The sequence below is a fragment of the Phycisphaeraceae bacterium genome, assembly GCA_040222855.1.
Lineage (GTDB): Bacteria > Planctomycetota > Phycisphaerae > Phycisphaerales > Phycisphaeraceae > Mucisphaera.
The window spans coordinates 874879-901509 of record JAVKCD010000019.1 but is presented as its reverse complement, the minus strand read 5'-3'; the positions used below and the strand labels follow the sequence as shown (position 1 = coordinate 901509).

The window sequence follows — 26631 nt, the reverse complement described above, 5'->3', positions numbered from 1 at the left end:
GGGATCAACTAAAAGGCTAGGTATTCCGACCTGATGCAGCTCAGCGTGCCCGCTGCCGATACAGCTTGGCTGATATGCCGAAGTGATGCTTGAAGCGTCTGGCAAAGTAGGTCGGATCATCCCAGCCCACCTCACAGGCGATCTGCTGAATCGTCCGGTTGGTGGTCAGGAGCAGCCGTGCCGCTCGCTCAGCGCGGATGCGCGCGAGATAAGTCATCGGAGCAAGACCGATCTGCTGCGTAAACAACCGAGAGAGATACGCAGGGTCGATCCCGGCCTGACGGGCGAGGTCGGAAACTCGCCAGGGTTCAGCCGGTCTGCTGTCGAGGGCCCTCAGTGATCGCTCGATAGCCGGGTGGAACTGATCGATCAACTGGGGCACCGAACCAGCCTTCAGATCATGCTCATCATCGAAGATCTTGAGAAGACCATCGAGGATGATGAGGAAAAGGCCTAGTTGCTCAAGGCGTGTCACGTTCCAGTCCGCCTCGCCAAGAGCGGCAAGCTGGTTCAGAAATGGGATGAGCCGCAGGCGTTCCCTGCGGTTGAGGCTCAAGCGAGTGATCCCCAGCGAACCCGGCACCCGCGCCGGGCACCAGAGAAGCCGGAAAGCCCGAGCATCCGAGATTAACCACCCCAGATCGTTACGGAGGGCATCGTGACGAATACAAAGCACATAGGCGGCAAGGTTCCTTGTCGCTGCGTACTCATGCCACGCGCCGGGCCGGATAATCAGGATATCGCCCGCGCGAACCATCTCTGACCCGTTGGCAGTCACATGGGTGGCCCTGCCAGCCGTGATCATCTGAATCTCCAGGTAGTCATGATCGTGTAACTCATCGGCCCGGATGTTCCTGACGGCAAGAACGCGGATTGGGCGAAGATCACAGGAAATATCGCTGGATGTAAGCGTCTGAACCGTCGCCATAGAGCTTGCTCAGGACTGGATGATATCAGGATCATCTCATTAATCAGATACGATCATCCTAACCATGTGCTGCAGGATGCGTCATGCTTTCCTCGTCTCGGGAAGCGATCGATAACACCCTAGCTTGCAGGAAACGCCATGATCACCAGTGATGCGGAGCGATCGCGAACAACACCGGAAACCCTTGGCACGGAGCATATCGAAGCCTATCGGCGAGACGGCTTTGTCCAGGTGCCCAGCTTGATAACAAGGGCAGAAGCCGATGCGTATCGCCAGGCCGCGATGGACTTCGATACACGAGGCCAGTCAACCGTGAACTACAGCACCGCCGTCTTCAACCAGCATGTGAACGTCTGGCGGCATGACGACAAGATAAAGGCGCTGACTCTAAACAAATCGCTTGGAAAGATCGCTGAGATGCTGGCTGGCGTCCCGCTACGGCTCTGGCACGACCAACTCCTGATCAAGAAGCCAAAAAACAGTGCGCCAACCGAGTTCCACCAGGATCAGCCCTACTGGCCACACGCGAACTCGACACACCCGATCTCAGTGTGGATCGCCTTGGTGGATGTGCCCATCGAGCGAGGATGCATGACCTTTATCCCGGGCTCGCATCTCCGTGATGATCTCGAAGAGCAGGACTTGGAGGATGCGACCAGTCTGTTCCGAGTCTGTCCAGAGTTGACCTGGGACCGGCGGGTGACGGTCCCGCTTAGAGCCGGTGACTGCACGTTTCATCATGGACGCTGCGCCCATATGGCAACACCCAACTTCACCGATGAGCACAGGGTGGCTCACGTGGTGATCTTTATCGATCAAGCTACAACCTACACCGGGCGTGAACACGTCGTTACCGATGGTCTTGGGCTTGACATTGGCGGGCGTCTGGACCACGAACTGTTTCCAAAGGTCAGCTAGCTGAGGGCAGAGGTGGGTAGACTGCCAACCAGTCTCGCTCACAATCTGCGAGAGCTTCACTTAAAAATCATCAGGAACTGAACGATGAAGCTGTGTATTTTTCGGCATACCTGGGGCGTCACCGAGCCCCTGGAAACGTGTTTCGCTCGCTACAAGGCGAAGGGATACGACGGCATCGAGTGCCCGTCTGCTGAGAAGCTCCCCCATGGCGTAAACACCCGGCAGCTTCGTGACCTGCTGGATGAGGTTAGTTTTGATTGCATCACGCCGACGTTTACCGCTGGCGATACGGTCGCTGATCACGTCCAATCGTTCCGTGAGGAGTTGGATCGTGTCATGCCTCTGAGACCGATCAAGATCGGGTGTCATAGCGGATTGGATCGCTTCCCCATCAAAGACGCGATCACGATGTATCAGGAGTTTGTAAAGATTGAGTCCGACCTCGGGATCACCGTCGGCCACGAGACGCACCGGAGTCGCGTGTTCTACAACCCGTGGACGACCCGTACTGTGCTGGAGGCCGTGCCCGAGATCAGACTCCTGTGTGACTACAGCCACTGGGTCTGCGTGTGCGAACGCATCCCGGAGGAACCGGAAATCTTTGACCTCTGCTCAGATCGTTGTGTGCACGTTCACGCCCGGATCGGCTATGCGGAGGGCCCACAAGTGACCGACCCCGATGCCCCTGAGTTCGCCACTGAGCGCGCGGCACACGAGACCTGGTGGATGCAGGTCTGGGACAAGCAGAGGGCAAACGGCGAGTCGTTTACGACGCTCACGCCTGAGTTCGGACCGCCCCCCTACCTGCACACACTGCCAAGGACTCAGGAACCCGTCGGCGATCTGGAAGACATCTGTGACCGCCAGGCTCAGAACATTCGGTCGCTGTTTATGAACTGGTCGCGCGAAGAATAAGATCGTAGATCGCGGTAGCGGGGATGCCGCCATGATCGATCAGATCATCAACCGGCGTCTCTTCGGGAGCGATCAGTAACGGACCTTTTCCGGTTGGAAGATGGCTCCTGCCATGCGTGCCGCGAACCAACTGGTTGTCAAGTGGGATCACGTCGAGCAGGTTACGAAACCCCAGCCTACGCGCAAGCAGCCGGCGGGCCACATGAAGCCTGGGGAAGCGGAGTTCAGGGTCCATGAAGAGTTCACGCGGGTCATAGCCCGGCTTGCGATGAATATCGACGGTGCGGGCGTAGTCGGGAGCGCGACCATCGTCGAGCCAGAAGTCGTAAGCGAACCAATAGCCGGGTTTAGGGACGAGAACAAGATCACCGGTACGAGGGTGATCGATCTGTAGGTCGCGCTGTGCCGAGTGATCCAGCACCTGATCGACACCAGGCAAGTCGCTAAGGATCGAAGCGACCACGTTAAGGTCCGCCGAACTATTGATGTAGACGTGCGCGATCTGGTGGTCAACAACGGCAAACGCGCGGCTGGCAAAGACGTCGAGCATGTCGTGGCCGTCTTCCGCTCTCACCTGGAGATAGCCCTGTTCACGGAGCGCACGATTGGGTGTAATGACGCCGGTCGTGGGTTCAATACCGTACTCACTAACGATGCCGGTGTCGTAGCCGAGAGAATCAAGATGATTGATCAGGTCGCTCGCCACGGCGTCGATCGCCCGAACCTCACTCGGGACGTCAGCGTGATCAGGACCAAGCCGTTGCAGCGGGTAATCAAGGTGCGGCAGGTAGACAAGCAGCAGCGTCGGATGATGCTCATCCGCCACGATACGGGCTGCATCAGCGATCCACTGCGAAGAACTGACGTCAGCAGCAGGCCCCCAGAAGCGAAAGAGTGGGAAGGTCCCTAACTCCCGCTGGAGTCGGTCGCGGAGACTGAGTGGCTGCGTGTAAATGTCCGGGAGCTTGCGGCCGTTGGCCTTGTAGATGGGGCGCGGGGTGACGCTGAGGTCTGCCGCCGTGGCCATATTGAACCACCAGAAAAGATTGGCACAGGTGAACTCGGGGTTAGTGCGCTTGGCGGTCTCCCAGACCTTGGCATGCTGGACAAGGTGATTCGACTGCTTCCAGAAGTGGACTTCGCGAAGACCCCGGTCGAACCAGCCGTTGCCAACAACGCCATGACCTCGAACGGGCTGCCCGGTGAGCATGGATGATTGCACCGAGCAGGTCACCGCAGGATAGACAGGCACCAACGGCGTGACGCGACGCGAAGCCGCAAGTGATGACAGACGCGGGGCGTGACGAAGGAGTTCAGGCGTCAGTCCGACCAGATTGATGACAGCCAACGGGCGCTTCATCGGCACTAACTCCCTGGGATCACACGATGGAGGGCTAGCGTCAAGAAGAAACAGACGACGGCGATGAGCGCAAGCTCTGATCGGCCTTCGCCAAGGGTCCACATCGCGTCATGAAGACAGAAACCGGCAATAACATACTGAACAACTCCCGCACGACCTTCGATTGTGGCCTCAGCCTTGGCCAGTTGGCTGATGAGCTCGGTGTAGACAAAACAGCTCACGACAAGAATCTGCAGACTCAGACTGAGATCGACGCCGAGCCAGAAACAGGTGATGACGGGAATCATCGCACGGCAACTCGACATCAAACGCGTGCTGACAAAGGAGTGCCGGGGTAAAGCGTTGTAGAGGCCAACCAGTAAGATCAGCAACAGCATCCAAGGCAGCGCGGCCATCGCGTGCAGCCCGGTCAAAGCCATGGCGAGACCGATCAGCGTGACCGCAACGAGCCGAGCGGGAAAGAGGGCGATCCGGCCCGAGGGGATGGGGCGATCGGGGCGTTCAAGCCGGTCGGTGGCGCGGTCGGTGAGATCATTGAGGATCATCCCCGCAGCGTAGACCGCCGTGACGGCGACAAACAGGAGCCACCAGCGCGAGGTGAACGCCTCGCCTACGACAGCAGTCGCGGCAAGGATGTTCGTGGCCACCGTGGGGAGGTTGCTCGATCGCGTGAGTCGGAGCCAGTCGAGAGGCGTGCCGATCATGATGCTGCTTCGAACAGGTGTTGCGTGTACCGGAGCTCCTCCGCGATCCCAGCTTCGAGACTGCCTGCCCAAACGCCTTCGGGCAGCTGCGGCCAGGCGTATGTCTCGACCTCGAAGTGCGTGACCCCGGCAGCGCAGGCAGAACTTAGTGCAGGGGCAATCTCATCACGGGTTGTTCCAAGATCACCAACTGTTTCGAGGAAGACCGGGACATGAAAGTGCACACGGGCCTCGTCAAACGGTGCAGCCAACGCAACATCAAGGTCTTCATACAGCGTGTTACGGCCGGCATGAGTTACGTTCGTTTGGTGAAGATGCCTTGGCTCGTTGAAAGATCGAAGCGCGTCTCGTGAGGAAGCGGTCGCCTTGATCGCGGACGAGACTTGGAGCTTGCCGATGGTGATGCCGGCCTCATGGTAGGAGTCGATCACCGCAGACTGATCCTCATGCATGACCGCAGCGTGGCAGATATCGTGGCAAACGCCAAGATAGCGATTGACCAGTACAGGATCAGAACGCGAGCGGAGAGCCGTAAACAGTTCGATCACATGCTCACTGCGATCCAGAACACAGCCCGGCTCCGGCTCAAGATCAATCGCGACATGACGATGTGTTCGGCGTTCAAGCTCAGTAAGAGCCTCGATGAGTTGAATGAGATGTGACATGGCTCGCTCGCTCAGATCATTGGTCGACTCACCTCGCCAGCCGATGGGCAAGGTTGAGATCGATAGACGCCCCTCATTCTCGGCGACCACCGCGAGGAGAGACGCCAGCCGCAGGGTGTAGGCCAGACGCTCAGGTTGCCACCACGCGGGCTGATAAACGCGATGCTTGACCGTGGACTCGTGAAAGTCGCGCTGCGGAAAACCGTTGAGTGTGAACGCGGCCAACCCGCGCTCACGAAGCCACCGCCGGAAACGGAGGGCCTCTCCGGGTTGAGACAGGACCTCTGAGGCAGTATCCGAGAGCCAGAGGCCGATGGGCATGACGTCGAGACCGAGGTGCTGCCGAACACCGACAGCGGAGCGATCGAGATGATACCGGAGCGTCTCCAGGTCCCCGCCGGGATGGACGTTGGTGCAGTACCCGAGGATCGGTTTATCCATCCACTCGAAACCTGGGCGATTGGCTAAGAAAGGCCAACGGGTTGTCGTAGGTGATGTGCTGGATGATTTTCGCATCGTGTCCCCGCGCGCTCATCTCCATGCGAAACTTCGGGACCGAGAGCGGGTCGCAAGGCCCCCAGTCACCCGCCGAGTTGACCCAGAGTCGCTCGCTGCCATAGATCTCAATGATGTCAACAGCTCGCTGAGGCGTGCACTTCGTATCCGGGTAGAGCGTCATGCCCGCCCAGTACCCTCGATCGAGCACCGCAGCGACAGTGTGCTCCTCGACGTGATCGATCAGCACACGCTCGGGCTTGATTGCGCCATTGCGCTCAAGGGCGTCCATGATCAGCAGTGTGCCCTTGAGCTTGTCTTCAAGATGCGGTGTGTGCACCAGGATGAGTTGGTGGTGCTCTGCGGCAAGCCCAATGTGCTCTTCGAGGATGGTCAGTTCGTTGCGCGAGTTCTTATTGAGACCGATCTCGCCGATACCGAGTACGTTCGGGCACTCAAGAAAGCCGGGAATCATCGCAAGAACATCACGCGCTAAACCGAGGTCTTCGGCTTCCTTGGGGTTGATACACAGCCAACTGTGATGGGCGATGCCATAGCGCGCCGCACGCTTCGGTTCGATCTCCGTGAGCTGATGGAAGTAGTCAGCGAAGCCTTCGGATGACGCTCGGTCGTAGCCAGCCCAGAAAGCCGGCTCGGTGATGGCGGCGCAGCCTGCAAGTGCCATGTTCTGGTAGTCATCCGTCGTCCGGCTGACCATGTGGATGTGGGGGTCAATGTACTTCACGCCCTCGTCTCATCGTAGAAACGATTGATCGCTACGCCGATGGCTCCTTTACCTGCAGCCTTATCGATGGGGTCGGTTGTCAGGTCGGAGAACAGTTCGAGAATTCGCCGGGCTCGCTCGGGCTTGCCATCATCCAGAAGCTGGATCGCCTGTAGGAGCGCGGCAACACGCCGATCGGCGACTGCCTCATCTTGGGCACGATCAATGCGATCAAGAAAAGCCGCGAGATCAATCAGGCGGGCACGATGTTCGAGGAAATAGCGGTCGATGAGCTGCTCGCGTGATAAAGGGCACGTTGGCTTAGACGGCATGGCTGACCTCACGCTGCGCGAGCAGGTTGACGGCCTCGTGAATGGTCGGCGTATCGATGCTGCTGACCGCCCGGCAATCGCCAACACCGTGGATCAGCGGGATCGACAACACCCCGCCAAGATGCTGCCTGAAACGATCCAGGCCTTCGAGAAGACGGCCGGTATCGAGCAACAGATCATCGAACACGGGCAGACCGGTCGCGTCCAGACACCGAATAATACGCTCAGCGGTGGCGGGCTCGAGCACGCCAACAAGTTGACTGATAATCGTGTCCAGAGCCAGCCCGAGACTGACCGCTTCGCCATGCCGGAGTCGGTAAGAGGACATGACCTCGAGCTGGTGAGCCGACCAGTGCCCGAGGTCAAGAGGGCGGGCGCTGGTCAGCTCAAAGGGATCACCCGAGTTCAGAACGTGCTGAGCATGCAACTCAGCCGACCTTAGCCACAGCGGCTGCGCCGCGACCCGGTCGCTCGGGTGATCGCCGACAAAACGCTCGATGGCTTGAAAAAGATCGGCGTCTTTGAGCAAGGCGACCTTGACCACTTCGCTAAGCCCGCAGCGCCAGTCACGAGGCGTCAGCGATTCAAGCAGCGTGGGGTCAAGCACCACCGCATCAGGCACCGCGAACGTGCCCAGAAAGTTCTTCTGTCCATAGGCGTTGATGCCGTTTTTCACGCCCACGCCCGAGTCGGCCTGCGCCAGCGTGGTCGACGGGATACGGATCAGCCTCACCCCGCGGTGCACCATCGATGCCGCAAAGCCAACCACATCGAGCACCGCCCCGCCACCCGCCACCACCACATAACTGTGACGGCACAGCCCTGCACCGGCGAGCGTCTCGATCAAACCGTCGAAGACAGCGCGGTCGTTCTTCGCCCGCTCGCCACCTGGCAGCAAATGGAGGCCCGACCAGCCCGCCTTCACACTCAGCCGCCGGGTGAGGTCCTTAACGAAGCGCGGCTGCGCCGCGGCCAGCCCATCATCCACGAAAACGATGAGGCGAACCTTTGAAGAATCTCCGAGCAGCTCGTCCAGCAGCGGGTTGTTGTCGTGCGCAATCGACGACGAAGCCATCAGCCGATAGGGCAGCCTGAGGATGAGTTCCGCTGGCGTGGGGTCGGTCCCGGAGCCTTCTCGGATAGGGGGTGAACCAGAGGACATGACTACAGCATAGACCAGCTCAGCGGATCGCTCGGGCTAGAGCAGAACTTCCTGCCCCGGTTCGATCCGGCCGGGGAGTTTCGAGCCGTCGAGGTCTTCCTTGTAGATCGCCGTGATCTGGCTGATCTCCAGCGTGGCATCGATCGAACCGTCGGCTTGACGAGGGACCTGGACCCCCAGCTCCGAGAGCCACCGGGCCGCACGTTCGGACTGAATCGTCCGGCTGGTCTGCGGGCTGTCGTTGGCAGGTTCCTCTCCTGCTGGCGTATCCGCGTTTTTGATCGGCGCAAACTCATCAATCCGCTCGGTCTCATAGACGATCGAGGTCGAGCAGAGCGGGAGCGCATCGAAAACAAATGTCTCGAGCTTGACCGCGTTGGGCTTGTCAGGCTCGACCTGCTTGCCTGACTTGAGATCCAGATACGGAACCTTCTTCTCCGCTCGGTGATAAGGGAGCGCAAAGCCCTGGGCCGAGCGATTGAGCAGCTCAACAAAATCCCGACGGATCGTGTGGATCGCGATCGACCCCGCACGGAAACGCAGGTCGCCCGACTCGACCGTCTCGTAAGCAAGCTCATCGGGCAGGTCGGAGTACTCAATGATTGTCACGCGCCCATCAACGACGCAGAAGTTGCCCAGCTTCTCCTTCGGATACGCCTTGGGCAGCATCTTTGACGACATCTGCGAACCGGAAATCGCGTGCAGCCCGAGGAACAGCGGATCGATCACACGCACGATCGGGTTGTCGATCTGGGTGTAACTGATGTGCTCGATGCCGTGCCGGGCCATGTCGTCAAGCGCCCCGGAGGTTTCGAGCGCTTTGAGTGATCCGCCGTGGCCGTTGGGCGAGAGTGCAACCGATGACGGCGACGCCATCAGAACCTTCCCAGTACTCATGCCAATGGCAGGCATCATGCCCTGCGGGAAGATCATCACCTGATCGGGATCGAGACCGAAGTAGTTCTGATCCTCAAAATACGCACGCGTGTCCGCGTCGTTCGCCGGGGAGGTCATAATGTACCAGCGGATGACCACGCCAAAGCGCATCTCGATAGCGCGGATGTACTCGGCCAGGCAGCCGAAGAGCGGGACTTTCCGGATCGGCGTCGCCGGGAAAGTGCCCTTAGGCGCATCCCAGCCCAGCCGTGTGCCCTGCCCACCCGCGACAGTGAACGCACACACCTTGCCATCACGAACCATCGCACAACCCGCCTCGAAGGCGGTCCGGTAGAACTGCTCCAGCTCAGCGGAGGGCACGTTGGGGTACCACGGTGCCGGCTCGATGTTCTCAGGCAGCTTGAACTTCGGCTTGCTCTCGACATGAGTCTTGACCAGACGAGCAACCTCGGCCCAGTCAACCGATGCGATCTCGGCGAGCAGCGATTCCTGCTCTGCGGGCTTGAGACGGTCATAACCCGCCAGGATGTGCTCCTGCCCCACGGCTTTGAGGGTTTCGAGGGCCTGGATGTGCTGCTCGCTGGTCGTCTCGATCATGGTCATCTGCTTCTGGCTGGAGGAGGTTAGCTCTGAGAGATGATTCTACTCACCCTTGCAGGGTCGTCGAACGCCAGACTGCCCGGCCTAGGAAGAACGGACCTAGTTTTTCGAGATATCGAGAGGTCTGCACGGTCGATCGCATCCGGTTGACCAACGCGGAAAGCGGATGAACCTCGTGGGCAAACAGGGCCAGGACGAAGTCATTGTCCTCGCCCGCCAAGCCGTGGCAGGCCAGCCTGATGTCACGCGCGACACCGGACCGGGCCCAACTCATCCCGATCGTGGCATGCTCGCCCAGAATCGCACGCTGCTCGTCCTTCTCCAGTGTCTCGAAGGCCCCGGCCCGACGAAGCGGGTACCAGACACACCACGGCCACTCGGCCTCGAGCAGATGCCGACGCGGACGCTGCAGCAGCGTGTCCTCCAGGTCGGCCTCATATCCCAGGGCATACGTCCGCCCCATCATTGTGTACTCGGGCTTGATCGTCAGGCCCTGCCAGGCCGGGTCAGCGAAGACCTGACGGGTCACATCCATGATGACGCCGGGGTCCTCTGATGCCAACGCCAACCCGAAACCACGGGGGTCGCGCGCGTCCTCGTAGAGGACCAGGTCCGTGCTCTTGTTACTCAGCGCAGCAACTAGGTCTTGAGTCGTCGGCGCGGGCTGGCCATCCATCCTGGAAAAAGCCTGGAACTGGATAAACAGCCTGCGGTCCGAGGTTGTGCCCTTGGCTCCGTGCTCACGGAGATCGACTTCTTCGAGTGCCGGCCTGCCGACGACGGAATGGGATCGTTCGCTCATACCACCAGACTAGACAGTTGCCAGCGTGTTGTCCCGGACGCGAATCAGGGCCGGGTGAGGTAGCGAATCACCGCACACGCAGTGGCCGCTGCGGTCTCCACCCTCATCACCGTCGCCCCAAGAGACCAAGGTTGCCAGCCAGCATCCAGCAGCCTGACACGCTCGGCATCAGACCAGCCGCCCTCGGGGCCGATCGCGACAGCGACCTCAGCCGCTTCTTGCATGGATTCATCGATGGCTGCTTCGACCTTCGGCTGTGTGTCCGCAAACAGCCGCAAGGGCTGCGACCAGCTCACGAGGTCAGCCGGTCGCGCCGGGCTGTCAATGCCCATCCCATGAACCCGGCGGGATTGCTTGAGCCCGGCCAGAGCACGCCGATGCCAGCGGTCTGACCGCCCTGCCGCCGGATGGACCACCGATCGCTCTGCATCCAGCGGCACCAGCCTATCGGCACCGGTCTGGACCAGCAGGTCGATGAGGTCCTCAGCCCGGGAGCCCTTCGGGATCGCCGATGCGATCGTGATCAGCGGGCGGGGGGCTGGAGCGACAACAACCGCCTCAATCGCCACTGAAACGGCCTTCTTCCCCGCCAATTGCAGCCTCCCACGGGCGATCCGGCCCGATCCATCGATGAGTTCGATGGGTGAGTCGTGTTCCAGCCGCAGAGCCCGTGTAGCGTGTCGGGCTTCCTCCGGGTCCAGATCGAGCAAAACATCCTGATCGATGTTCGAGGCGGGCAGGGCTTGAGCGTAGAATCGTGGGTAAGACCGATCCGCGTCTGCGGCCGATGAGGGGCGTTGCTCTCGGACCTCGTCATTGGCCACTGCAGGCCCCTACCAAGAGGGGTCGATCGACAGGAGACGGGACGGACCCTGTGTCCGCCCTGTTGTGGCCCGAGCATGGACGATCACGGGCCCGGCCGCAAGCAGCGAGTTTCGCCGCCGAAGGATCGGCAGCACCCAGCCCCAGGGAGCGCCAGCACTTGGCACAACCCGCGACCTCCAGCAACACCAACGCCCCCGATCCCTTCGAGCTGGATCGACAGCTCGAAGAGTTGCTGGATCGGATCGAGCTGGCCGCCCCGGGCACGCTCCCCGATCGCCCTCGCCCCAAGCCCGCCTCGCCCGAACCGGAACCAGCAGAACCTCAGGCCGCAGAGCAAGCCGCGCCACCAAGCGAGACCACAGACCCCCCCACATCGACTCAGGACCTCGTCGATGAGGCCGTTGGGCAGCACATCGACCAGGCTGAACAAGCCGAACGCGAAGCGGACAACGCCAACCCTGACGACGCTGCGGGGATAACGGAATCGCCACCGCCCGAAGAAGCGGTCGCCTCCGATCCGGACCCCCAAACCGAGGCGAAGTTGGAGGCCGAGACTGAGGCGGAGGCACAGCCTTCCTGGGTCGCCGACCTCGAATCTGTCCTCGACGAGATCGACGACGAAACAAAGCAGGAGACTCCGGCCGCATCGCCCGCCAGCCCCGATGCCGAGGCGCAGCAACCCGAGGCCATCAAGGGCTCCGATGAGGTCACCAGCGCGATCGATGGCCTCCTCGACGAATCGGAAGACATCAAGTCCGTTGCCGAGATGGACAACCAAGCCCCGCCAGCCACAGAGGTCACCGAAGACGCAAGCACCCCTTCATCTGGCGACCTGGACAGCCAACTCAAAGACCTGATCGGTGAGTTGCAGGAACCATCTCCCGCCAACGAGGCTTCCGAGAGCCAAGACCCGGAGCAGGAGCCCGAAGGCGTGGTGCCCGACGAGGTCGCTGCACTGGAAGACCTCGACGCCGCGCTCGCCGAGCAGGTCGAAGCCGAGCTTCAGGGCGAGTTCGATCACGCCGAGGACGCCGACGCAGGCGACGACGTGAGCCTCGCCGAAGCGATCGAGCAGGCATCAGATGCTCGCCCCGTCACAAGGGTTGCCCCCCCCGCCAAGGATGACTATCCAGCCGATACAACCTCAGAAGACGACACCCCCGAAGGCGACTTCCAGTCCGTCGAGCAGGTCACCAAAGCCCCGCCAACAGCATCCACGCCACGAGAGGTTTCAAGCAGCACAGAAGCTGATGTCGAGCAGGATGATGACGCTCCTGAAGGCGACTTTGAGACCGTCGAGCAGGCCACCACAAACGAGCTGGGCGTCATCGGCAAGAGCCAGGCCGCAGAAGAAGCCGCAGCCCTCGCCGCGATGGAGGATGACTCAGGCAGCAATGCGGTCGCCGCCGAACTCGATGAAGACGCCAAACGCACCCCGCCCCAGCGGGCTCTGTCACGCGATGCATCTGTTGATCGGCCCACCCGGAATCGTCTTGACGCATTCCGGGACATGACCTGGCGCTTCTGCGTCCTGATCAGCCGCCCGCTCATGGCTTTGCCCACCGAGGTCCGCCAGACTCTGGGCTACATCGGGCTGCTCAATGTCTTCACCGCTCTGGTGCTGCTGCTCTACGTCATCGTCTTCTGAGTCCGCTGCATCAGTCACCAAGCCGCTCAGCGAGGAATGATCGGAGAAGCGCCGCAGCAGCCAACGCATCACGAAGCTGCTTCTTCTGCTTGTGTGTTAACCCGGTTCGCGCCATCTGTTCATCAGCGACCGCAGAAGTCAGCCGCTCATCGGCAAGGTGCACGTGCAGTCCCGTCGCTTTACTCAGGACCTCGGCGTATGCTCGTGCCCGCTTGGCCGCAGGCCCCTCGCTGCCATCCATGTTGAACGGAAGCCCAAGCACCAGCGCGTCCGGCTCTTCGCTGGCAATCGCCGAGTGAACTCGACGCATCCGCTCGACTTCGCTGGCGGTATCGATCACCTCCAGCGGGCTCGCGATCCCGGTCTCGTCATCACCGACCGCCAGACCGGTGCGTCGGGCGCCAGGATCGATGGCGAGATAACGCATGGCTAGAGGTAGTCGTCGCCGTGCGCGTCGCCGATGGCCGCGTGGAGCTGTTTGATCCGCTCCGCGTCCTCGGCTCGGCAAACGAGCGTCGCCTTGTCAGTCCTGATGATGATGACATCCTCAAGACCGATCGCCGCCACCAAGTGGTCGGGATCATCCGAGGCCACGAGCGTGTTCCGGCAGTCCAGCAGTGTCTGCTTGCAGCCGGAGGTCGCGTTGCCCTCGCCATCGGGCGTCAGCGTGCCCTGATAGCTCGGCCAGCTCCCGACATCGAGCCAGCGGATCGGCAGCGGCAGCGCCGCAACACGAAACTCGCTCGACTCCGACGCCGGCTCCATCACCGCGAAATCGATGCTGATCTTCTTGAGATTTGGATAGATCTCCGTGGCCCGACTCGACCATTGGCTGGTGCCCCAGGCAGACGCGAGGTCCATGATCGGACCGTGGTTCTCGGGAGCGAACTGCTCAACCGCGCGGAGAAGCGTCTTGGCCTGCCAGACGAACATCCCGCTGTTCCACAGGAAGCGATCGGGGCCCTGACTGACGTACCGCTCAGCGGTCGCTAAGTCTGGCTTCTCCTTGAAGGTGCCCACGAGCTTCGCCTGCTCGTGTCCGAGAAGATCTTTGGCGAGTTCGAGGTAGCCGTACCCGGTGGCGGGGTGCGTGGGCTCGACGCCGAAGGTCACCAGCAGGTCATCCGATGACTCGGCGACGTCGTACCCCGAGGAGACGACCTTGCAGAACGTGTCCGCAGGCTCGATGAGCTGATCTGCGGTGAACACGCCGACCGTCGCATCGGGGTCGATCTTCTGCAGGACCGCGCAGCTCAGTGCCACGGCGTTAAGGGTGTCGCGGCCCATGGGTTCGGCGATGAAGCGATCCGCCGAGAGCGACGGGATCTTCTGGAGCATCACGTCCTTCATGCTCTCGCCCGCGCAGACGTAGAGCTTGTCGGCATCGACCAGACCGAGTAGACGCTCGACCGCGAGTTCCAGCAGGGACTTGCCGTTGAACAAAGGGATAAGCTGCTTGGGCAGATCGCGGGTCGACATCGGCCAGAGCCGGGTACCGGACCCGCCCGCGATAATCAGGGCGTATCTCATAGTGTCAATCTACCGGATCGACCGACGCGGAGGCCCGAGCGAACTGGGCGAGGCTGCCGACAACAGCGGCGATCTTCACCGCGTGATCGATCTGCTCGGGGCTCAGGCCCAGATCACGGGCTTTCTTGGTGTGAGAACCGACACAGAGCTGGCAGGCATTGATCGCGGAGACGGCGACGCTGATCAACTCCACCGTCGCGGGTTCGAGCGAGGTTTCCTTGAAGGTTTTGACCCGCAGGCCCGCGCGGAGCTTGCCGAAGTCCTCATCCTCGACCATGTGGCGGAACTTAAACAGCGTGTTGTAGGTCGTGCAGATCGATGCGACCGCGGCGGCTTCGGCGCGCTCGGTTTCGGTCAGTGTGCTTTGGAATCGCTCGCTGAGGAACGCGTCGAGGTCGGGGTCCGGGGCCATTGAGGACACCGCCCACGCCACGGAGGCACGAGCTTTCGCCTCAAGAGGACCGTCATCGATGAGGGTGCTCCTGAGGTTGGCCCAGTGATCGGCCAGAAGGCTGGGCACCCGAGCGAGCGACCAGAACACGGCGGGGGCCTGATGGAGTCCCAGCTCAGCGGCGATCGATTCGAGTTGTGCCTTGGCTGGGTCGCTTAGTTCGTTCCAGGAGCTCATGGTGGGCTGGCTTTCTCTGATGGTTTACGAGGCTGGTTGGAGGCGTTTAGGCATGAAAAAGGCGGCCGGGAGGCCGCCATGGGAGTACCCCGTATGGGATTTGAACCCATGTCGCCGCCGTGAGAGGGCAGTGTCCTAGGCCACTAGACGAACGGGGCGTCGAGCCCAGCAGTATAGATCGGATCAGGGCCGATTCCAACCGATCCTCAGGCCATTCGGCAGAGGTTTGAGCGGTGAACACCCCACTCGGGCAGGTGCGGGGCGATCTCTTCGACGAATCGGCGGCCGTCGAGGGCGTAGCCGGCGGTGGGTCGGAGGTCGGGGAGGCGATTGGCGAACCAGCTGTTGAGGCGCTGCATCATGAGTTCGCGGCTGTATTTGGCCATCATGGAGGCGAGCGCGACGGGGAAGTGGGTGCCATCGGCTTTGGTCTCGAAGCTCACGGTCATGAAGCGGTCGCCCTCGCGGACCTCGTAGGCGGAGCGGTCGGGTCCTTCTTCGAGGACGCGGAAGGAGGCTTCGGGCAGGAGGAGGCTGAGCAGCTCGCGGTAGTGGGTTCGGCCGGACTGGCGGTCGATGACGACGAGGGGGTGGTGACCGCCGAAGTCGCGCCAGATGGCGAGGAGGTGGCGGGCGACGTAGGTGAAGCTGGCGGAGGCCTTGGAGTTGGTCTTGCTGACCAGGTCGTTGAAGGCGTCTTCGAAGACGAGGCTGACGCCTAGGGAGCGGACGGAGACTTCTGCTGCGGCCATGGTGGTGTTGAGCATGGAGCGGGCGATCGAGACTTCGCCAGCGGTGAGGGCGGTGGGCAGGGGCTGCCAGGGCCAGCGGGTGGTGGGGCTGTACCAGGGGAGGTGGTCGAGGTGGCGGTGGGTGGATTCGCCCAGGGCGTCGAAGAGGGTGCCCGCGTCGGTGGTGTCGAGGCCCGCGGCGTGGGCGAAGGCGAGGCAACTGGTCTCGATGTGCTGGAGTCCGGCTGTGCGCACCCCGAGTTTTTTGGAATCGTTGACGACGAGGCGGGATTTTCGGCCCGAGAGGGTGCGGGCGACGGCTTTGCTTAGGAGTTTCCAGGGGTCCTGGTCGGTGTCGGGGAGGGCGATGACGGCGCGGGCGATGGTGAGGGGGCCGAGGAGGGGGCCGTAGCCCGCTTCGTCGATACCGGCGATGATTCTCATAAAGCGTTCCAATCGCAGGACTTGCGGGGGTACTCAGCGGACGCGAAGGGTCATCATGGCTTGGGTGATGGCGTCGCGGTGGTTGGCGAGGGCCTGGTCGGGGCCCCAGGCTTCGGCGGTGTAGACGTAGCGGTCGGTGGCGACGAGGCCGATGAGGTAGCGGTGCGGCTGTGCGCCCACGGTCTTGGGGCCCTCTAAAGTGGCTATTTCCGTGCTGCTTTTGCCCCACCAACGACCGTCAAGCTTGTCCAAAACGGGTTCACCGACCGGGATTGCCATCTGATCGATCAGTGTTGTGCGCACGAGGCCGAGCCAGAAGTCGAGGTCAGCCTCGTCGTAGTTGGTGTGGCGAATGATCTTGAGGCCGACGCCATCGGAGGAGAGGGCCATGGTGACGTAGTCCTCCTGGTAGTGGCGGACGAAGCCGTTGGGTAGTTCGATGCGGACGCCGTCGCCGAGGTCGGGTGTGCTGGGCGGGGTGCGGGAGGGGTTGATGAGTTCGAAGGCGAGCTGGTCGATCCAGACGAAGGGCATGGCGGGGTCGGTTGGCTGCTGGGGGACTTTGGCGTTGAGGACGACGGTGATGGTGGACATCGAGACCTGGTCTTTGAAGTAGCGCAGTCGTCCCTGGACCTGGTCGATCTGGGTGTTGAGCCGGCGGAGTTCGCGTTCGATCTGGATGACGTCTTCGGTGCGTTCGGCGCGTTCGAGGAGGGTGAGCAGGCGGTCGCGGGAGGTGGTGGCGGTCTTGAGTTCGATCTCGATGTCGCGGACCTGTGAGGTGACGTCCCGGGCGCCGATGTTCTTGTCGCGGAGTTCGCCGATGCCAGCGAGTTTTTCGAGGACCTCGTCGAACGTCGCGGCGGGGACGCGGATGCGAATCATGTTGGAGGTCTGCTGCTCCATGTGCCCGCCCTGGGCTTTGGCGTAGGCGCGGATGTAGTCGAGGGTGGAGGCGAGGTTTTCGACGGCGAGGTTGAGGGATGCGGTGTAGATGATCTCGCGGGGGTCGCCCTCCCCCACATTCTGTTCGGAAGAGGCTTCGAGGTCGGCGGCTTCGGGGGGGGCGGAGGCCTGGGCGAACATGACGCCTCCAGCCATGGCACCGGTATTCGACACTGCCATCCGGCGACCCATCACGCTTTCCTGGCTCTCGGCGAATCCGGCGGATTGATCCTTTTCGACGCTGAGTGATCCGGGTGGCCTTTCCCAGCGACCGACGGCGTTGGGGTCAAAATAGCGGTCCTGGCTGGCTGTGCCGAGATATTCGGTGTAGGGGTCGGTCTGTGTGGTGCTTCGCGCTGCCCCGAGGGCGGGGGTGAGGATGGCGACGAGGAGGGCGATGATGAGGAGGACGACGACGATTTCGACGATGCGTTTACCCGTCACGGGACAGTCCTTTCGGGAGCGGAGATGGTGTCTGGCTACCCAGCTACAGACGCCTGGAGGTCGGGGGAGGTTCCCGAAACGCGGAGGAGGGTTTCGAGGACGGCGGCGGCGGGGACCTGAGCGATGAGGGACTGGTCATCGCGGTGTTTGCGGTAGTCGAAGACGAAGCTGGGTCGGGCGGCCTCTTTGGGCTGGATGGCGGCCATGTGGCGGCCATAGGGTCCGACGGTGCGGGGGTCGGTGGGGCCGTAGATGCCGACAACGGGTCGGAGGAGTCCGACGGCGAGGTGGAGGGCGGCGGAGTCGTTGCTGATGACGGCCTGGGAGCGGGCGATGAGGCCCATGAGGCGTCCGACGGTGGTGGTTTCGGGGAAGAAAACGCGTTTGGAGACTTCGACATCGTCGTCGAGGGCTTTGCGGAGGGGTGCGAGGTACTCGGTTTCGTGGGGTGCGGCGAGGACGAGGATTTTCCCGCCCAGGTGTCGGTCGCCGATGACGCGGGTGATGACCTTGGCCCAGCCGTCGAGGGGCCAGCACTTGCAACGCCATTTGGCGGTGGGTGCGATGCAGGTGTAGCCCTCAGCGGGGTCGATGTAGCGGCTGTCGAGATAGCGTTGGGCCCAGGCGAGGTCTTCGGGTGGGGTGTAGAGCCTGAGGTCGGGGTCCGGGGGGATGGGGACGCCATCGGCGCGGAGGAGGCCCATCATCTCGTCGACAGTATGGACCTCGTTCACCTGGTGTTTGTGGTTGTAGGCCCATGAGGCGCCTTCGCGGGCGTTGGCGAAGCCGACGCGGTGGGGTGAGCCGGAGAAGTAGGTGAACAGGGCGCTGCGGGCGAGTCCCTGGAGGTCGTAGACGCGTTCGTAGCGGTTGTTGCGGAGCTGTCGGATGAGGGCGAAGCCGGCTTTGGTGGCGCTCCAGCGGTAGCCGAAGCCGGAGAGTCCGTCGCGGTCGAAGGGGATGGTGGCGTCGAGGGCGGGGTGGCAGCGGACGGCGTCGGCGTAGGCGGGGTGGACGAGCCAGTCGATGGTGGTCTGTGGGAAGGCGGCCTTGAGGGCGACAAGGGCGGGGACGGTGCGGGCGACATCGCCCAGGGCAGATGGGCGGACGATGAGGCATCGTGTGCCATCGCGAGGGCCGAATCGGCCCGGAACCTGTACTCCGCTTGCCATAACAACCGACTATAACGGGTAGGTGCCCGCTGGCGTAGTACTTGCGTCTGGCGGGGAAATGCTCAGACTCTCTGGACGATTCGAGAGAGGGACCCCCTTTCACAGGGCGCATCTTCATGGCGACGGCGTTGATATCGGATATTCACGGCAACCTCGACGCTTTGCAGGCGGTGCTTGCGGACATCGACGGCAAGGGGATCGAGACGATTGTCTGCCTGGGGGACATCATTGGGTATGGCCCGAATCCGCGTGAGTGCCTGGACGTGGTGAAGGAGCGGTGCTTGTGGGCGTTGATGGGGAACCACGATTTTGCGGCGTTGTATGAGCCGACGGGTTTTAATGCGACGGCGGAGGCGGCGGCGTTCTGGACGCGTCAGCAGCTTGAGAGCGAGCCGGATGCGGGCCTGCGTCGTGCGCGGTGGGAGTTTCTGGGGAATCTGAGCATTCGACAGGAGTATGAGGGGGCGTTGTGCGTTCATGCGTCGCCCCGGCGGCCGATTAATGAGTACATTTTTCCGGACGACGTGATCACGAGCCCGCAGAAGGTTCAGCAGATTTTTGATCGGATCGAGCGGCGGTGTTTTGTGGGTCACACACATGTGCCGGGGGTGTTTACGGATGAGCCGGATTTTTATCCGCCTTCGGACCTTGGCGGGGCCTACACGTTTTCGGATGACGAGAAGTGCATCATCAACCCGGGTTCGGTGGGCCAGCCGCGGGATCGTGATCCGCGGGCGTCGTATGCGATTCTGGAGGGTGACAAGGTGTCGTTCCACCGGCTGGAATATGACGTGAATGCTGTGGCGGCGAAGATCGATGCGGTCCCGGAGCTGCATGATTTTCTGGGTCAGCGGCTGCTCGAGGGGCGGTAACGACAAGGCCCGCGATTCCTTGTGGGGATTCGCGGGCCGAGGAGAAGGGACTGGGTTATCAGGGGTGGGTCAGGCCTCGGTCATCTGGGCTTCGACGACGTTTTGAGCGAAGCTACGGTAGGCGTCGAAAATCTGTTTTGCCATGGTGTCGGGGAAGAGGTGGAAATCGCCAGCTTTGAGGGCGGCGACGATGCCTTCGGCGACAACGCTGGGCGGGTCACCATCGGGGAGGCCGGCTGTTTCGGCCATGTCGGTGGCGATGGGGCCGGGATGGACGCTGAGGACGTGGGTGTTTTGTTCGGCGAGGGTGTCGCGGAGGCCCTGGGTGATGGAGTAGGAAGCGGCTTTGGAGGCGGAGTAGGTGGAGAAGGCGGCGAAGTTCTTGACGGAGGCGACGGAGTTGAGTTGAACGAAGGCCCCTCCGGCGTTGGCTTTGAGGGTTGGTGCGAAGGCCTGAGCGACTCGGATGAGTCCGAGGACATTGACATCGAACTCGAATTGGAAGTTTTCTTCGGCTTTGGGGTCGAGGGGGTCGGAGACGCGGAGGACGCCGGCGTTGTTGATGACGAGGGTCACGTCCGCGGCGGCCTTGGCTGCGGCTGTGATCGTCTCGGGTTTGCTCAGGTCGGTTTCGATGGCGACGACTTTGCCGTCGTGGGCATCGACGAGGTCTTTGGCTGAGGCAGGGTCTCGGACGGCGGCGTAGACCTTGCTGGCGCCGTGGGCGATGAGGCTCTCGACGATGGCCTTGCCGATGCCGCGATTGGCGCCTGTGACGAAGGCCGTGCTGTTCTTGACGTCGTATCCCATGGTGATGTCTCCTGTTGGGGGGGTGTTTGTTTTCGGGCCAGTGGTTCTTGCTGGCTTCGGAGACAAAACCTGTTGCAACAGATATTCATTCCCGAGCTTGGAAAAAAGTGATGTGACGTTGATTCAGTCGTTGTGGGTGGGTCGGAGGCTCTCGACGCCTGGGGGTCCGGCGAGGGCTTCGACGGGCTGGCCGAGTTCGGTGGCGTAGAGCTTGTTGCCGGGGCGGTGGTGGCCCCACTTGACCATGGCGATGGCCATGGCGAGGCCGCCTCGGAGGGGGGAGAGGGTGGAGGAGGTGATTCCGCCTACGACGTCGAGGGTGGGGCCATCGTCGCCTGCTTTGAGGACTTGGGAGCCGGCGACGGGGAGCTTGTCACTCTCGATGGTGAGGCCGATGAGGAGTCGTTTGGGGTGTCCGAGGTTGTGCATCCGGGCGACGACCTCCTGGCCGAGGTAGCAACCTTTGGTGAAGGAGACGGTCTGGTCCATGACGGTTTTGCCGGCTTCTGCGGGTCGGCAGTCGGTGCCGAAGTCGACGCCAAAGAGGACTTCGCCGGCTTCGATGCGGGCGGTGTTGTAGGCGGCCCAGCCGATGGGTCGTCCGCGGAGGGAGTCGCGGCGGCGCTGGCCGAAGTCGGCATCGACTTCGGCGTTGGGCTCGTAGCCAGCGGCGTCAAGCAGCGTCTGGTGGACTTCGACGGCGTGCTCGGTGGGGACGGCGAGTCGGATGGCGAGTTCGCCAGCCATGTCCCAGCGGGTTGCCGAGACGAGGGCGGTGCCGATATTGAGGACATGGGTGGTGCGGGGCATTGAGCCGAGGTCATCGGGGGTCATGCCCTCGACGGTGTGTATTGCTGCTGCGGCGAGGAGGCGGAGGGCTGCGGGTCCGATGAGGGCGAGGAAGAGCCGGGCATCGGGTTGCGGCTCGAGGGTGACGTCTTCGGAGAAGAGTCGGCTGTCGAGGAGTTGATGGACGGAGTCGAGTCGGAATCGGTCCATTTCGAGCCAGGTGTCGTCCCCGCCATGGTGGACGAGGATGTCGGCGAGGATGCGGCCTTTGCCGTCGAGTTGGAAGCAGCGGGTGGTCTGGCCGGGCTCGAGGGCGTTGATGTTCTGGGTGACCATGCGGTGGAGGAAGTCCTGGCGGTCGATCCCGGAGGCGTGGAGGATGGCCTGCTGGGGCAGGGCGAGGATGCCGACACGGCGGCGGATGGCGGCGTACTCGGCCTCGAAGGCACCGAGGTGTTCGGCGAGGTGGACGGCGGAGTCGGCGTCGGGGCCGTAGGTGAGGAACTCGGCTCCGAGGCTGGTGAGGTGATCGTGAAAAGAGGTCATGTTCGGAGTAAGCTATCGGTTGGTGGGTCGGTTTCTGTAGTCGGCTTGTTGCTGGATAGTCATAGGTCACGCCCCTGCTTTTGGCCAGTTCATGGAGGACGATCTCTTGCCCAAGAAAACCATTGCTGATCTCGATGTGGCGGGACTGAGGGTTCTGATGCGGGTGGACTTCAACGTCCCGCTACAGGATGGTCAGATCACGGATGATCGGCGGATTCGGATGGCGTTGGACTCGATTCGTGCGGTGCTGGACCGTGGGGGGGCGCTGGTGCTGATGAGCCATCTGGGGCGGCCAAAGGGTGAGGGGCCCGAGGCGGCGTATTCACTGGCACCGGCGGCGAAGAGGCTTGGGGAACTGCTGGGGCGCGAGGTGGTGTTTGCGTCGGATACAGTTGGCGACGACGCCAAGGCGAAGGTTGAGGGGTTGGAGCCGGGCGGGGTGGTGCTGCTGGAGAACCTGCGGTTCGACAAGGCGGAGAAGAAGGGTGATGAGGCGTTTGCGGCGACGCTGGCGTCATTTGGGGATGCGTATTGCAATGATGCGTTTGGGACGTGTCACCGGGACCACGCTTCGATGGTGGCGGCTCCGCGGAAGATGAAGGCCGAGGGCAAGCCGGCGGTGTGCGGGTTTCTGGTCGAGAAGGAGATCCAGTACCTGTCTGAAGCGATCGACAGCCCGGCACGGCCGTTTGTGGCGATCCTTGGCGGGGCGAAGGTGTCGGACAAGATCAATGTCATTGATAATCTGCTGAAGGTTTGTGATCACGTGTTGATCGGCGGGGCGATGGCGTACACGTTTTCGCTGGCGCAGGGCGGGGAGGTTGGCGGGAGTCTGGTTGAACCGGACAAGGTTGAGCTGGCCAAGCGTTTGATTGGGAAGGCCGGGAGTAAGCTGGTGCTGCCGGTGGACACGCACGTGGGGGATGCTTTTTCGGGTGACTGCAAGAAGCAGATTGTGAAGGCGGGGGAGGTGCCTGAGGGCTATCAGGGTCTGGACATCGGTCCTGATTCATCGAAGCTTTTTGGCCATCTGGTTCGTGAGGCGAAGACGGTGGTTTGGAACGGGCCGATGGGTGTGTTTGAGATGCCGCCTTTTGATGAGGGGACCAAGGCGGTGGCGCAGGCGATCGCGGAGTCGGATGCGGTGAGCATTATTGGTGGGGGCGACAGCGCTGCGGCGATTGCTCAGCTTGGCTACGCGGACAAGGTCTCGCACGTCAGCACTGGGGGTGGAGCGAGCCTGGAGATGCTTGAGGGCAAGAAGTTCAACAGCGTAGAGTTGTTGGACGAGAAGCAGGGTGTGGCGGTCTGACCCGAGCGGGAGCGTACAATGTTGTCCATGAAACAGACCATGCCTGCCTGCGTTCTTGGTTGTTTGATGGCCGCACCGGTATGGGGTGAGTCGGCACTGCCTGCGGTGTTGATGCCTTACCCGCCTGAGAAGACGGTGCTGGTGGATGTTCAGTCGATTGGCGTGTTCGGGAGTGATGTCGAGCGCACGGGGACGGGTGTCGGGCTGGCGATCAATGATATTGACGTGCGCGGGCGGCTGTGGAGCGAAGGCGTCGGTGATGAGGCTACGCCGGATACACGAGCGGCTCTGCGGCTGAGGTTGCATACCTTGACGATCGAGAGTTCGGACCCGGTGTTTCCTGAGGGGTTAATGGATTTGTTTGTTGGCGGGGGGATGACGCATCAGCTTGATGAATCGGACTGGTCGGTGAGTTGGGCGTTGGGTGTGGGGTACGCGGGTCAGGTGCGTGACAACGATGGGGACCTGTCGTTCGATGGGGAGGATGGCTGGTATGGGTCGGCGGGGGTGGCGGCGACGCATCAGGTCGATGAGCGGACTTCGTACACGGTGCTGCTGGACTGGAACGGGAATCGGAGTGTGTTCCCGGATATTCCGCTGCCGGGGTTTATTTACACGCAGCGTCTTGATGTGGAGACGCCGCTGATCGTAAGTTTTGGTTTTCCGTATGCCGCGGTTAGCTGGCAGCCGATGGATCGGTTGACGGTCGAGGGGACGTGGTTTTTCCCTGAGTCAGTCGAGGCGATGGTGACGTATGAGGTGCACGAGCGGTTTGATGTGTATGTGTCGCTGACGGGGCAGGCGGAGGCATATGCGACCAAGGCGCTGCCTGAGGATCGGCGGATGTTCTTCGAGCAGGATCGTGCGGAGCTGGGTTTTAGTTGGAAGGCGAATCCGGACATCGAGCTTGGTGCGGCGGTGGGGTATGCGTTCAACCAGGAGTTTTCGACGGGCTTTGATCGTCGGGATGACACAACGCTGCGCAAGCTCGATGATGCACCCTACCTTGGGCTTCATGCGCGTTTCGCCTTCTGACTCTCCCGGGCCGTGTCGATACACTGGCACGATGCTTTCTTTACGACAGAAACCGTCCCGTCCGCTTGTCTCGGCGTCGGTGCTATCGGCTGACTTTGGCAGGATGGCCGAGGACGCCGGGAGTGTGCTGGATGCCGGGGCGGACCTGCTGCATGTGGATGTCATGGACGGTCACTTTGCGCAGAACCTGACGATGGGCGCCGACATGATCCGCGGGCTGCGTCGTCACCTGCCGGAGACTTATCTTGACGTTCACCTGATGGTTGAGCGTCCGGTTGACTACATCGAGAGTTTCGCCAAGGCGGGGGCGAACATGCTGACCTTTCATGTCGAGGTGTGTGAGCCGCTGCGGTCTGGCGGTTATGACGCCAGCGACGTTGTCCGACAGGTCCACGAGGTGGGATGTGACGCGGGGCTGGTCGTGAACCCCCCTACCTCGCTAGCGGATGCGCTGCGGGTGATCGACCCGGTGCTGGATGACTTGCAGATGGTGCTGATTATGAGTGTTCATCCGGGCAAGTCGGGTCAAAAGTTCATGCCCGAGGTGCTGCCTAAGGCGCGTGGTCTGCGCGAGCACGCCGATGAGCGATTGCGGATTGAGATGGATGGCGGGCTGAACCCCCGGACGTGTCGTGAGGCGGCGGCGCATGGCGTTGACGTGATGGTCACGGCGTCGGCGCTGTTTGGCTCGGATGATCGTGCGGGTGTGATTCGTGCGTTTCACGAGTCGAGCCTGGCGGGGCCCGGATGATGCTGCGGGCGATTGTTTTTGATTTTGACGGGTTGATGCTCGACACCGAGACCCCGCAGTATCTGGCGTGGCGCGAGCTGTTTCGGCGGCATGGCCACGAGCTGCCGATTGAGCGATGGGTCGATGTGCTGGGCAGACCGGAGTGGAGCTTTGATTTCCACGCTCATCTTGAAGAGCTTGCCGGGCTCAGGCTGGATCGGGAGCGGCTGACCGCGGAACGCCGGTCGGCGACGCGGGATTTGATTGATGAGGCTGACCTGCTGCCGGGCGTTCGCGATCTTGTTGAGCGGGCGGTGGCGTGGGGGCTCAAGCTGGCTGTGGCGTCGGGCTCGGACCGTCCGTGGGTGGCGGGGTATCTGGAGCGGCACGGGCTGCTGGGGTCGTTCCCGGTGCTGGTCACCCGTGAGGAGACGACCACGCATAAACCGGGGCCGGAGCCGTTTGCGGAGGCGTGCCGACGGCTGGGTGTGGCTCCGGGGCATGCGTTGGCCCTGGAGGATTCGCCGAACGGGATCGCCTCGGCCCATGCGGCGGGGTTGTACGCGGTCGCGGTGCCGAACGAGGTGACGAGGGACCAGACCTTCCCGGGAGCGGCGATGGTGCTGGCGACGCTGGAGGGTTTGGACCTGGATGTGGTGGAGCGGGCGATGGCGGCCAGAGGCGTTGAGTGACCTCGACTGATGTCGGGCGGAAGGGCGGGGGGTTGGGGGGGGGTCCGATCACGCGATCTTTGACGGCCCCGGCGGTGATTCTTACGATGTTGAGTTGCGGCAGGGAGTCCCCAGACCTGCCCCTTTGGCCCTTGGTGTAATGGTAGCACGGCTGGTTCTGGTCCAGTTAGTCGGGGTTCGAGTCCCTGAGGGCCAGCTTCGATTCAAAGAAGCTGTCGAGATGACACAAGAGCTGTGGTTTTTAGGCCACGGCTCTTTTTTTGATCAGGACCGGCTCACGCCGTGACCAGCAGCACGACAAACATGATGATCCAGACGGCGTCGAGGAAGTGCCAGTACATGGCGAGGTGCTTGACCGGGCGGTAGTGCTCGTGGTCGTAGCGGTTCGCGTGGGCGTGGCTGGTGACGATGGCGAGGGGGACGACCCCGCCTATGACGTGGAGGGCGTGGACGAGGATGAGGAAGAAGACGGCACCATAGAGGGCGTTGTTGGTCATGGCACCCGCCGGACCGCCGATGTTTGCCATGAGCTCTCGCTGTTCCATGGCGTCGTAGTGTTCGGCGAGGAGGCCGACGAGGCTGGGGGTCTGGACGAGGAGGAAGCCGATCGCCAGTAACAGCGTGGCGGTCATCATGCGTTTGAAGGCATCGACCCGCTCGAATCGGATGTGGGTCGCTGCCCGGTGGATGGTGAAGCTAGAGAGGAGGATCACGACGGTCGAGACCCAGAGCGGCCAGGGAATATCGAGCGATCCCCAGGGCGGACCGGCGGGTGGGATGGGTTCGCCGGTGATGACGTTGGTCTTTTCCATCATCCCGTTGATGCGGATGATGACGTAGGCCAGCATCGAAGCGGCGAAGAGCATCCCCAGAGAGAGCAGGAACAGCCACATGCCGAAGTCACCAACGCGAGCCGGGACCGTCGTCTTCGGGTCCGCCATGGCACACCTCCATGCATCCACCACTAGTCTATTCT

General features: G+C 62.1%; 27 protein-coding genes and 2 tRNA genes. 9 read left to right on the top strand and 20 right to left on the bottom strand.

The genetic code is table 11. The features are described from left to right. Nucleotides 1-40: 40 nt before the first annotated feature. Nucleotides 41-928, bottom strand: a complete 888-nt coding sequence (locus tag RIG82_09035) for an AraC family transcriptional regulator (GenBank protein ID MEQ9461081.1) — start codon at nt 926-928, stop codon at nt 41-43. Nucleotides 929-1066: 138 nt separating this feature from the next. On the opposite strand from RIG82_09035, the gene RIG82_09030 reads away from it, so the two are divergent. Beyond that, nucleotides 1067-1846 (top strand): phytanoyl-CoA dioxygenase family protein, encoded by a 780-nt coding sequence (locus RIG82_09030; GenBank protein MEQ9461080.1) that lies wholly within the window; start codon nt 1067-1069, stop codon nt 1844-1846. Nucleotides 1847-1930: 84 nt separating this feature from the next. After that, the gene (locus RIG82_09025) at nt 1931-2761 is read left to right on the top strand and encodes a hypothetical protein (GenBank protein ID MEQ9461079.1); all 831 of its coding nucleotides are present in this window, start codon (nt 1931-1933) and stop codon (nt 2759-2761) included. On the opposite strand, the gene RIG82_09020 is transcribed toward RIG82_09025, so the two are convergent. Genes RIG82_09020 through RIG82_08980 form a run of 9 tightly spaced genes read right to left on the bottom strand, consistent with a single transcriptional unit; the run spans nt 2736 to nt 11326 of the window. Further along, a complete protein-coding gene (locus RIG82_09020) occupies nt 2736-4121 on the bottom strand; it encodes an alkaline phosphatase family protein (protein ID MEQ9461078.1) in 1386 nt (461 codons plus the stop codon). The two genes, RIG82_09025 and RIG82_09020, sit on opposite strands and share 26 nt — an antisense overlap. A 5-nt stretch (nt 4122-4126) precedes the next feature. Further along, complete coding sequence (locus RIG82_09015; GenBank protein ID MEQ9461077.1) at nt 4127-4825, bottom strand: UbiA family prenyltransferase; 699 nt, start codon at nt 4823-4825, stop codon at nt 4127-4129. Further along, a complete protein-coding gene (eboE, locus tag RIG82_09010) occupies nt 4822-5931 on the bottom strand; it encodes a metabolite traffic protein EboE (GenBank protein MEQ9461076.1) in 1110 nt (369 codons plus the stop codon). The genes RIG82_09015 and eboE overlap by 4 nt, the downstream gene beginning before the upstream one ends. Beyond that, complete coding sequence (locus RIG82_09005) at nt 5924-6730, bottom strand: TatD family hydrolase (protein ID MEQ9461075.1); 807 nt, start codon at nt 6728-6730, stop codon at nt 5924-5926. Before RIG82_09005 ends, eboE begins: the two co-directional genes overlap by 8 nt. Continuing rightward, nucleotides 6727-7041: a hypothetical protein gene (locus tag RIG82_09000; protein MEQ9461074.1), complete on the bottom strand. Its 315-nt coding sequence runs from the start codon at nt 7039-7041 to the stop codon at nt 6727-6729. The genes RIG82_09005 and RIG82_09000 overlap by 4 nt, the downstream gene beginning before the upstream one ends. Next, nucleotides 7031-8203, bottom strand: coding sequence for a 3-dehydroquinate synthase (locus RIG82_08995; GenBank protein MEQ9461073.1), 1173 nt, complete (start codon nt 8201-8203; stop codon nt 7031-7033). The genes RIG82_09000 and RIG82_08995 overlap by 11 nt, the downstream gene beginning before the upstream one ends. Before the next feature lie 36 nt (nt 8204-8239). Then, nucleotides 8240-9697: a UDPGP type 1 family protein gene (locus tag RIG82_08990; protein ID MEQ9461072.1), complete on the bottom strand. Its 1458-nt coding sequence runs from the start codon at nt 9695-9697 to the stop codon at nt 8240-8242. Between the two features lie 49 nt (nt 9698-9746). Continuing rightward, nucleotides 9747-10502, bottom strand: a complete 756-nt coding sequence (locus RIG82_08985) for a chlorite dismutase family protein (GenBank protein ID MEQ9461071.1) — start codon at nt 10500-10502, stop codon at nt 9747-9749. A 44-nt stretch (nt 10503-10546) separates the two neighbouring features. Further along, nucleotides 10547-11326 carry an RsmE family RNA methyltransferase gene (locus RIG82_08980; GenBank protein ID MEQ9461070.1) on the bottom strand — a complete coding sequence of 260 codons (780 nt, stop codon included), beginning with the start codon at nt 11324-11326 and terminating at the stop codon, nt 10547-10549. Between the two features lie 158 nt (nt 11327-11484). On the opposite strand from RIG82_08980, the gene RIG82_08975 reads away from it, so the two are divergent. Next, nucleotides 11485-12975 (top strand): hypothetical protein, encoded by a 1491-nt coding sequence (locus RIG82_08975; GenBank protein ID MEQ9461069.1) that lies wholly within the window; start codon nt 11485-11487, stop codon nt 12973-12975. Between the two features lie 10 nt (nt 12976-12985). On the opposite strand, the gene ruvX is transcribed toward RIG82_08975, so the two are convergent. The 7 genes from ruvX to RIG82_08940 form a co-directional block, all read right to left on the bottom strand. Then, nucleotides 12986-13402, bottom strand: coding sequence for a Holliday junction resolvase RuvX (gene ruvX / locus RIG82_08970; GenBank protein ID MEQ9461068.1), 417 nt, complete (start codon nt 13400-13402; stop codon nt 12986-12988). A 2-nt stretch (nt 13403-13404) separates the two neighbouring features. Continuing rightward, the gene (locus RIG82_08965; GenBank protein ID MEQ9461067.1) at nt 13405-14505 is read right to left on the bottom strand and encodes a mannose-1-phosphate guanylyltransferase; all 1101 of its coding nucleotides are present in this window, start codon (nt 14503-14505) and stop codon (nt 13405-13407) included. 4 nt (nt 14506-14509) lie between these two features. Further along, nucleotides 14510-15133: a carboxymuconolactone decarboxylase family protein gene (locus tag RIG82_08960; protein ID MEQ9461066.1), complete on the bottom strand. Its 624-nt coding sequence runs from the start codon at nt 15131-15133 to the stop codon at nt 14510-14512. An 85-nt stretch (nt 15134-15218) separates the two neighbouring features. After that, nucleotides 15219-15291: transfer RNA gene (locus tag RIG82_08955), tRNA-Glu, on the bottom strand. Between the two features lie 48 nt (nt 15292-15339). Further along, nucleotides 15340-16308 carry a hypothetical protein gene (locus tag RIG82_08950; GenBank protein MEQ9461065.1) on the bottom strand — a complete coding sequence of 323 codons (969 nt, stop codon included), beginning with the start codon at nt 16306-16308 and terminating at the stop codon, nt 15340-15342. Nucleotides 16309-16341: 33 nt separating this feature from the next. Next, on the bottom strand, nt 16342-17697 hold the full coding sequence (locus RIG82_08945) for a DUF4349 domain-containing protein (GenBank protein ID MEQ9461064.1): 1356 nt from the start codon (nt 17695-17697) through the stop codon (nt 16342-16344). A gap of 35 nt (nt 17698-17732) precedes the next feature. Continuing rightward, a complete protein-coding gene (locus RIG82_08940; protein MEQ9461063.1) occupies nt 17733-18869 on the bottom strand; it encodes a glycosyltransferase family 9 protein in 1137 nt (378 codons plus the stop codon). Between the two features lie 116 nt (nt 18870-18985). Here RIG82_08940 and RIG82_08935 point away from each other — a divergent pair, with 116 nt between their 5' ends. After that, entirely contained in the window at nt 18986-19741 is a 756-nt protein-coding gene (locus RIG82_08935) for a metallophosphoesterase family protein (GenBank protein ID MEQ9461062.1), read from the top strand. Nucleotides 19742-19810: 69 nt separating this feature from the next. Here the strand turns inward: RIG82_08935 and RIG82_08930 are convergent, their stop codons facing one another. Continuing rightward, entirely contained in the window at nt 19811-20551 is a 741-nt protein-coding gene (locus RIG82_08930; protein ID MEQ9461061.1) for an SDR family oxidoreductase, read from the bottom strand. Nucleotides 20552-20674: 123 nt separating this feature from the next. Further along, a complete protein-coding gene (locus tag RIG82_08925; protein ID MEQ9461060.1) occupies nt 20675-21886 on the bottom strand; it encodes a glycine cleavage T C-terminal barrel domain-containing protein in 1212 nt (403 codons plus the stop codon). A 106-nt stretch (nt 21887-21992) separates the two neighbouring features. On the opposite strand from RIG82_08925, the gene RIG82_08920 reads away from it, so the two are divergent. The 5 genes from RIG82_08920 (at nt 21993) to RIG82_08900 (ending at nt 25851) form a co-directional block, all read left to right on the top strand. Next, entirely contained in the window at nt 21993-23198 is a 1206-nt protein-coding gene (locus tag RIG82_08920; GenBank protein MEQ9461059.1) for a phosphoglycerate kinase, read from the top strand. A gap of 27 nt (nt 23199-23225) precedes the next feature. Next, complete coding sequence (locus tag RIG82_08915; protein ID MEQ9461058.1) at nt 23226-24233, top strand: hypothetical protein; 1008 nt, start codon at nt 23226-23228, stop codon at nt 24231-24233. Nucleotides 24234-24264: 31 nt separating this feature from the next. After that, nucleotides 24265-24984, top strand: coding sequence for a ribulose-phosphate 3-epimerase (locus RIG82_08910; GenBank protein ID MEQ9461057.1), 720 nt, complete (start codon nt 24265-24267; stop codon nt 24982-24984). Then, a complete protein-coding gene (locus RIG82_08905) occupies nt 24981-25655 on the top strand; it encodes an HAD family phosphatase (GenBank protein MEQ9461056.1) in 675 nt (224 codons plus the stop codon). Before RIG82_08910 ends, RIG82_08905 begins: the two co-directional genes overlap by 4 nt. Before the next feature lie 125 nt (nt 25656-25780). Continuing rightward, a tRNA-Gln gene (locus RIG82_08900) sits at nt 25781-25851 on the top strand. A 79-nt stretch (nt 25852-25930) separates the two neighbouring features. Here RIG82_08900 and RIG82_08895 read toward each other — a convergent pair. After that, a complete protein-coding gene (locus tag RIG82_08895; protein MEQ9461055.1) occupies nt 25931-26596 on the bottom strand; it encodes a cytochrome c oxidase subunit 3 in 666 nt (221 codons plus the stop codon). Between the last annotated feature and the right edge of the window lie 35 nt (nt 26597-26631).

Excerpts from the sequence above, each read along its gene's own strand:
- RIG82_08940 (MEQ9461063.1), bottom strand. The coding sequence starts at position 18,869 with ATGGCAAGCGGAGTACAGGTTCCGGGCCGATTCGGCCCTCGCGATGGC.
- RIG82_08905 (MEQ9461056.1), top strand. The coding sequence starts at position 24,981 with ATGATGCTGCGGGCGATTGTTTTTGATTTTGACGGGTTGATGCTCGAC.
- RIG82_08895 (MEQ9461055.1), bottom strand. The coding sequence starts at position 26,596 with ATGGCGGACCCGAAGACGACGGTCCCGGCTCGCGTTGGTGACTTCGGC.
- RIG82_08910 (MEQ9461057.1), top strand. The coding sequence starts at position 24,265 with ATGCTTTCTTTACGACAGAAACCGTCCCGTCCGCTTGTCTCGGCGTCG.
- eboE (MEQ9461076.1), bottom strand. The coding sequence starts at position 5,931 with ATGGATAAACCGATCCTCGGGTACTGCACCAACGTCCATCCCGGCGGG.
- RIG82_08985 (MEQ9461071.1), bottom strand. The coding sequence starts at position 10,502 with ATGAGCGAACGATCCCATTCCGTCGTCGGCAGGCCGGCACTCGAAGAA.
- RIG82_08960 (MEQ9461066.1), bottom strand. The coding sequence starts at position 15,133 with ATGAGCTCCTGGAACGAACTAAGCGACCCAGCCAAGGCACAACTCGAA.
- RIG82_09000 (MEQ9461074.1), bottom strand. The coding sequence starts at position 7,041 with ATGCCGTCTAAGCCAACGTGCCCTTTATCACGCGAGCAGCTCATCGAC.
- RIG82_08965 (MEQ9461067.1), bottom strand. The coding sequence starts at position 14,505 with ATGAGATACGCCCTGATTATCGCGGGCGGGTCCGGTACCCGGCTCTGG.
- RIG82_08935 (MEQ9461062.1), top strand. The coding sequence starts at position 18,986 with ATGGCGACGGCGTTGATATCGGATATTCACGGCAACCTCGACGCTTTG.
- RIG82_08930 (MEQ9461061.1), bottom strand. The coding sequence starts at position 20,551 with ATGGGATACGACGTCAAGAACAGCACGGCCTTCGTCACAGGCGCCAAT.
- RIG82_09015 (MEQ9461077.1), bottom strand. The coding sequence starts at position 4,825 with ATGATCGGCACGCCTCTCGACTGGCTCCGACTCACGCGATCGAGCAAC.
- RIG82_08995 (MEQ9461073.1), bottom strand. The coding sequence starts at position 8,203 with ATGTCCTCTGGTTCACCCCCTATCCGAGAAGGCTCCGGGACCGACCCC.
- RIG82_08915 (MEQ9461058.1), top strand. The coding sequence starts at position 23,226 with ATGAAACAGACCATGCCTGCCTGCGTTCTTGGTTGTTTGATGGCCGCA.
- RIG82_08925 (MEQ9461060.1), bottom strand. The coding sequence starts at position 21,886 with ATGACCTCTTTTCACGATCACCTCACCAGCCTCGGAGCCGAGTTCCTC.
- RIG82_08950 (MEQ9461065.1), bottom strand. The coding sequence starts at position 16,308 with ATGAGAATCATCGCCGGTATCGACGAAGCGGGCTACGGCCCCCTCCTC.
- RIG82_09025 (MEQ9461079.1), top strand. The coding sequence starts at position 1,931 with ATGAAGCTGTGTATTTTTCGGCATACCTGGGGCGTCACCGAGCCCCTG.
- RIG82_09020 (MEQ9461078.1), bottom strand. The coding sequence starts at position 4,121 with ATGAAGCGCCCGTTGGCTGTCATCAATCTGGTCGGACTGACGCCTGAA.
- ruvX (MEQ9461068.1), bottom strand. The coding sequence starts at position 13,402 with ATGCGTTATCTCGCCATCGATCCTGGCGCCCGACGCACCGGTCTGGCG.
- RIG82_09030 (MEQ9461080.1), top strand. The coding sequence starts at position 1,067 with ATGATCACCAGTGATGCGGAGCGATCGCGAACAACACCGGAAACCCTT.
- RIG82_09035 (MEQ9461081.1), bottom strand. The coding sequence starts at position 928 with ATGGCGACGGTTCAGACGCTTACATCCAGCGATATTTCCTGTGATCTT.
- RIG82_08990 (MEQ9461072.1), bottom strand. The coding sequence starts at position 9,697 with ATGATCGAGACGACCAGCGAGCAGCACATCCAGGCCCTCGAAACCCTC.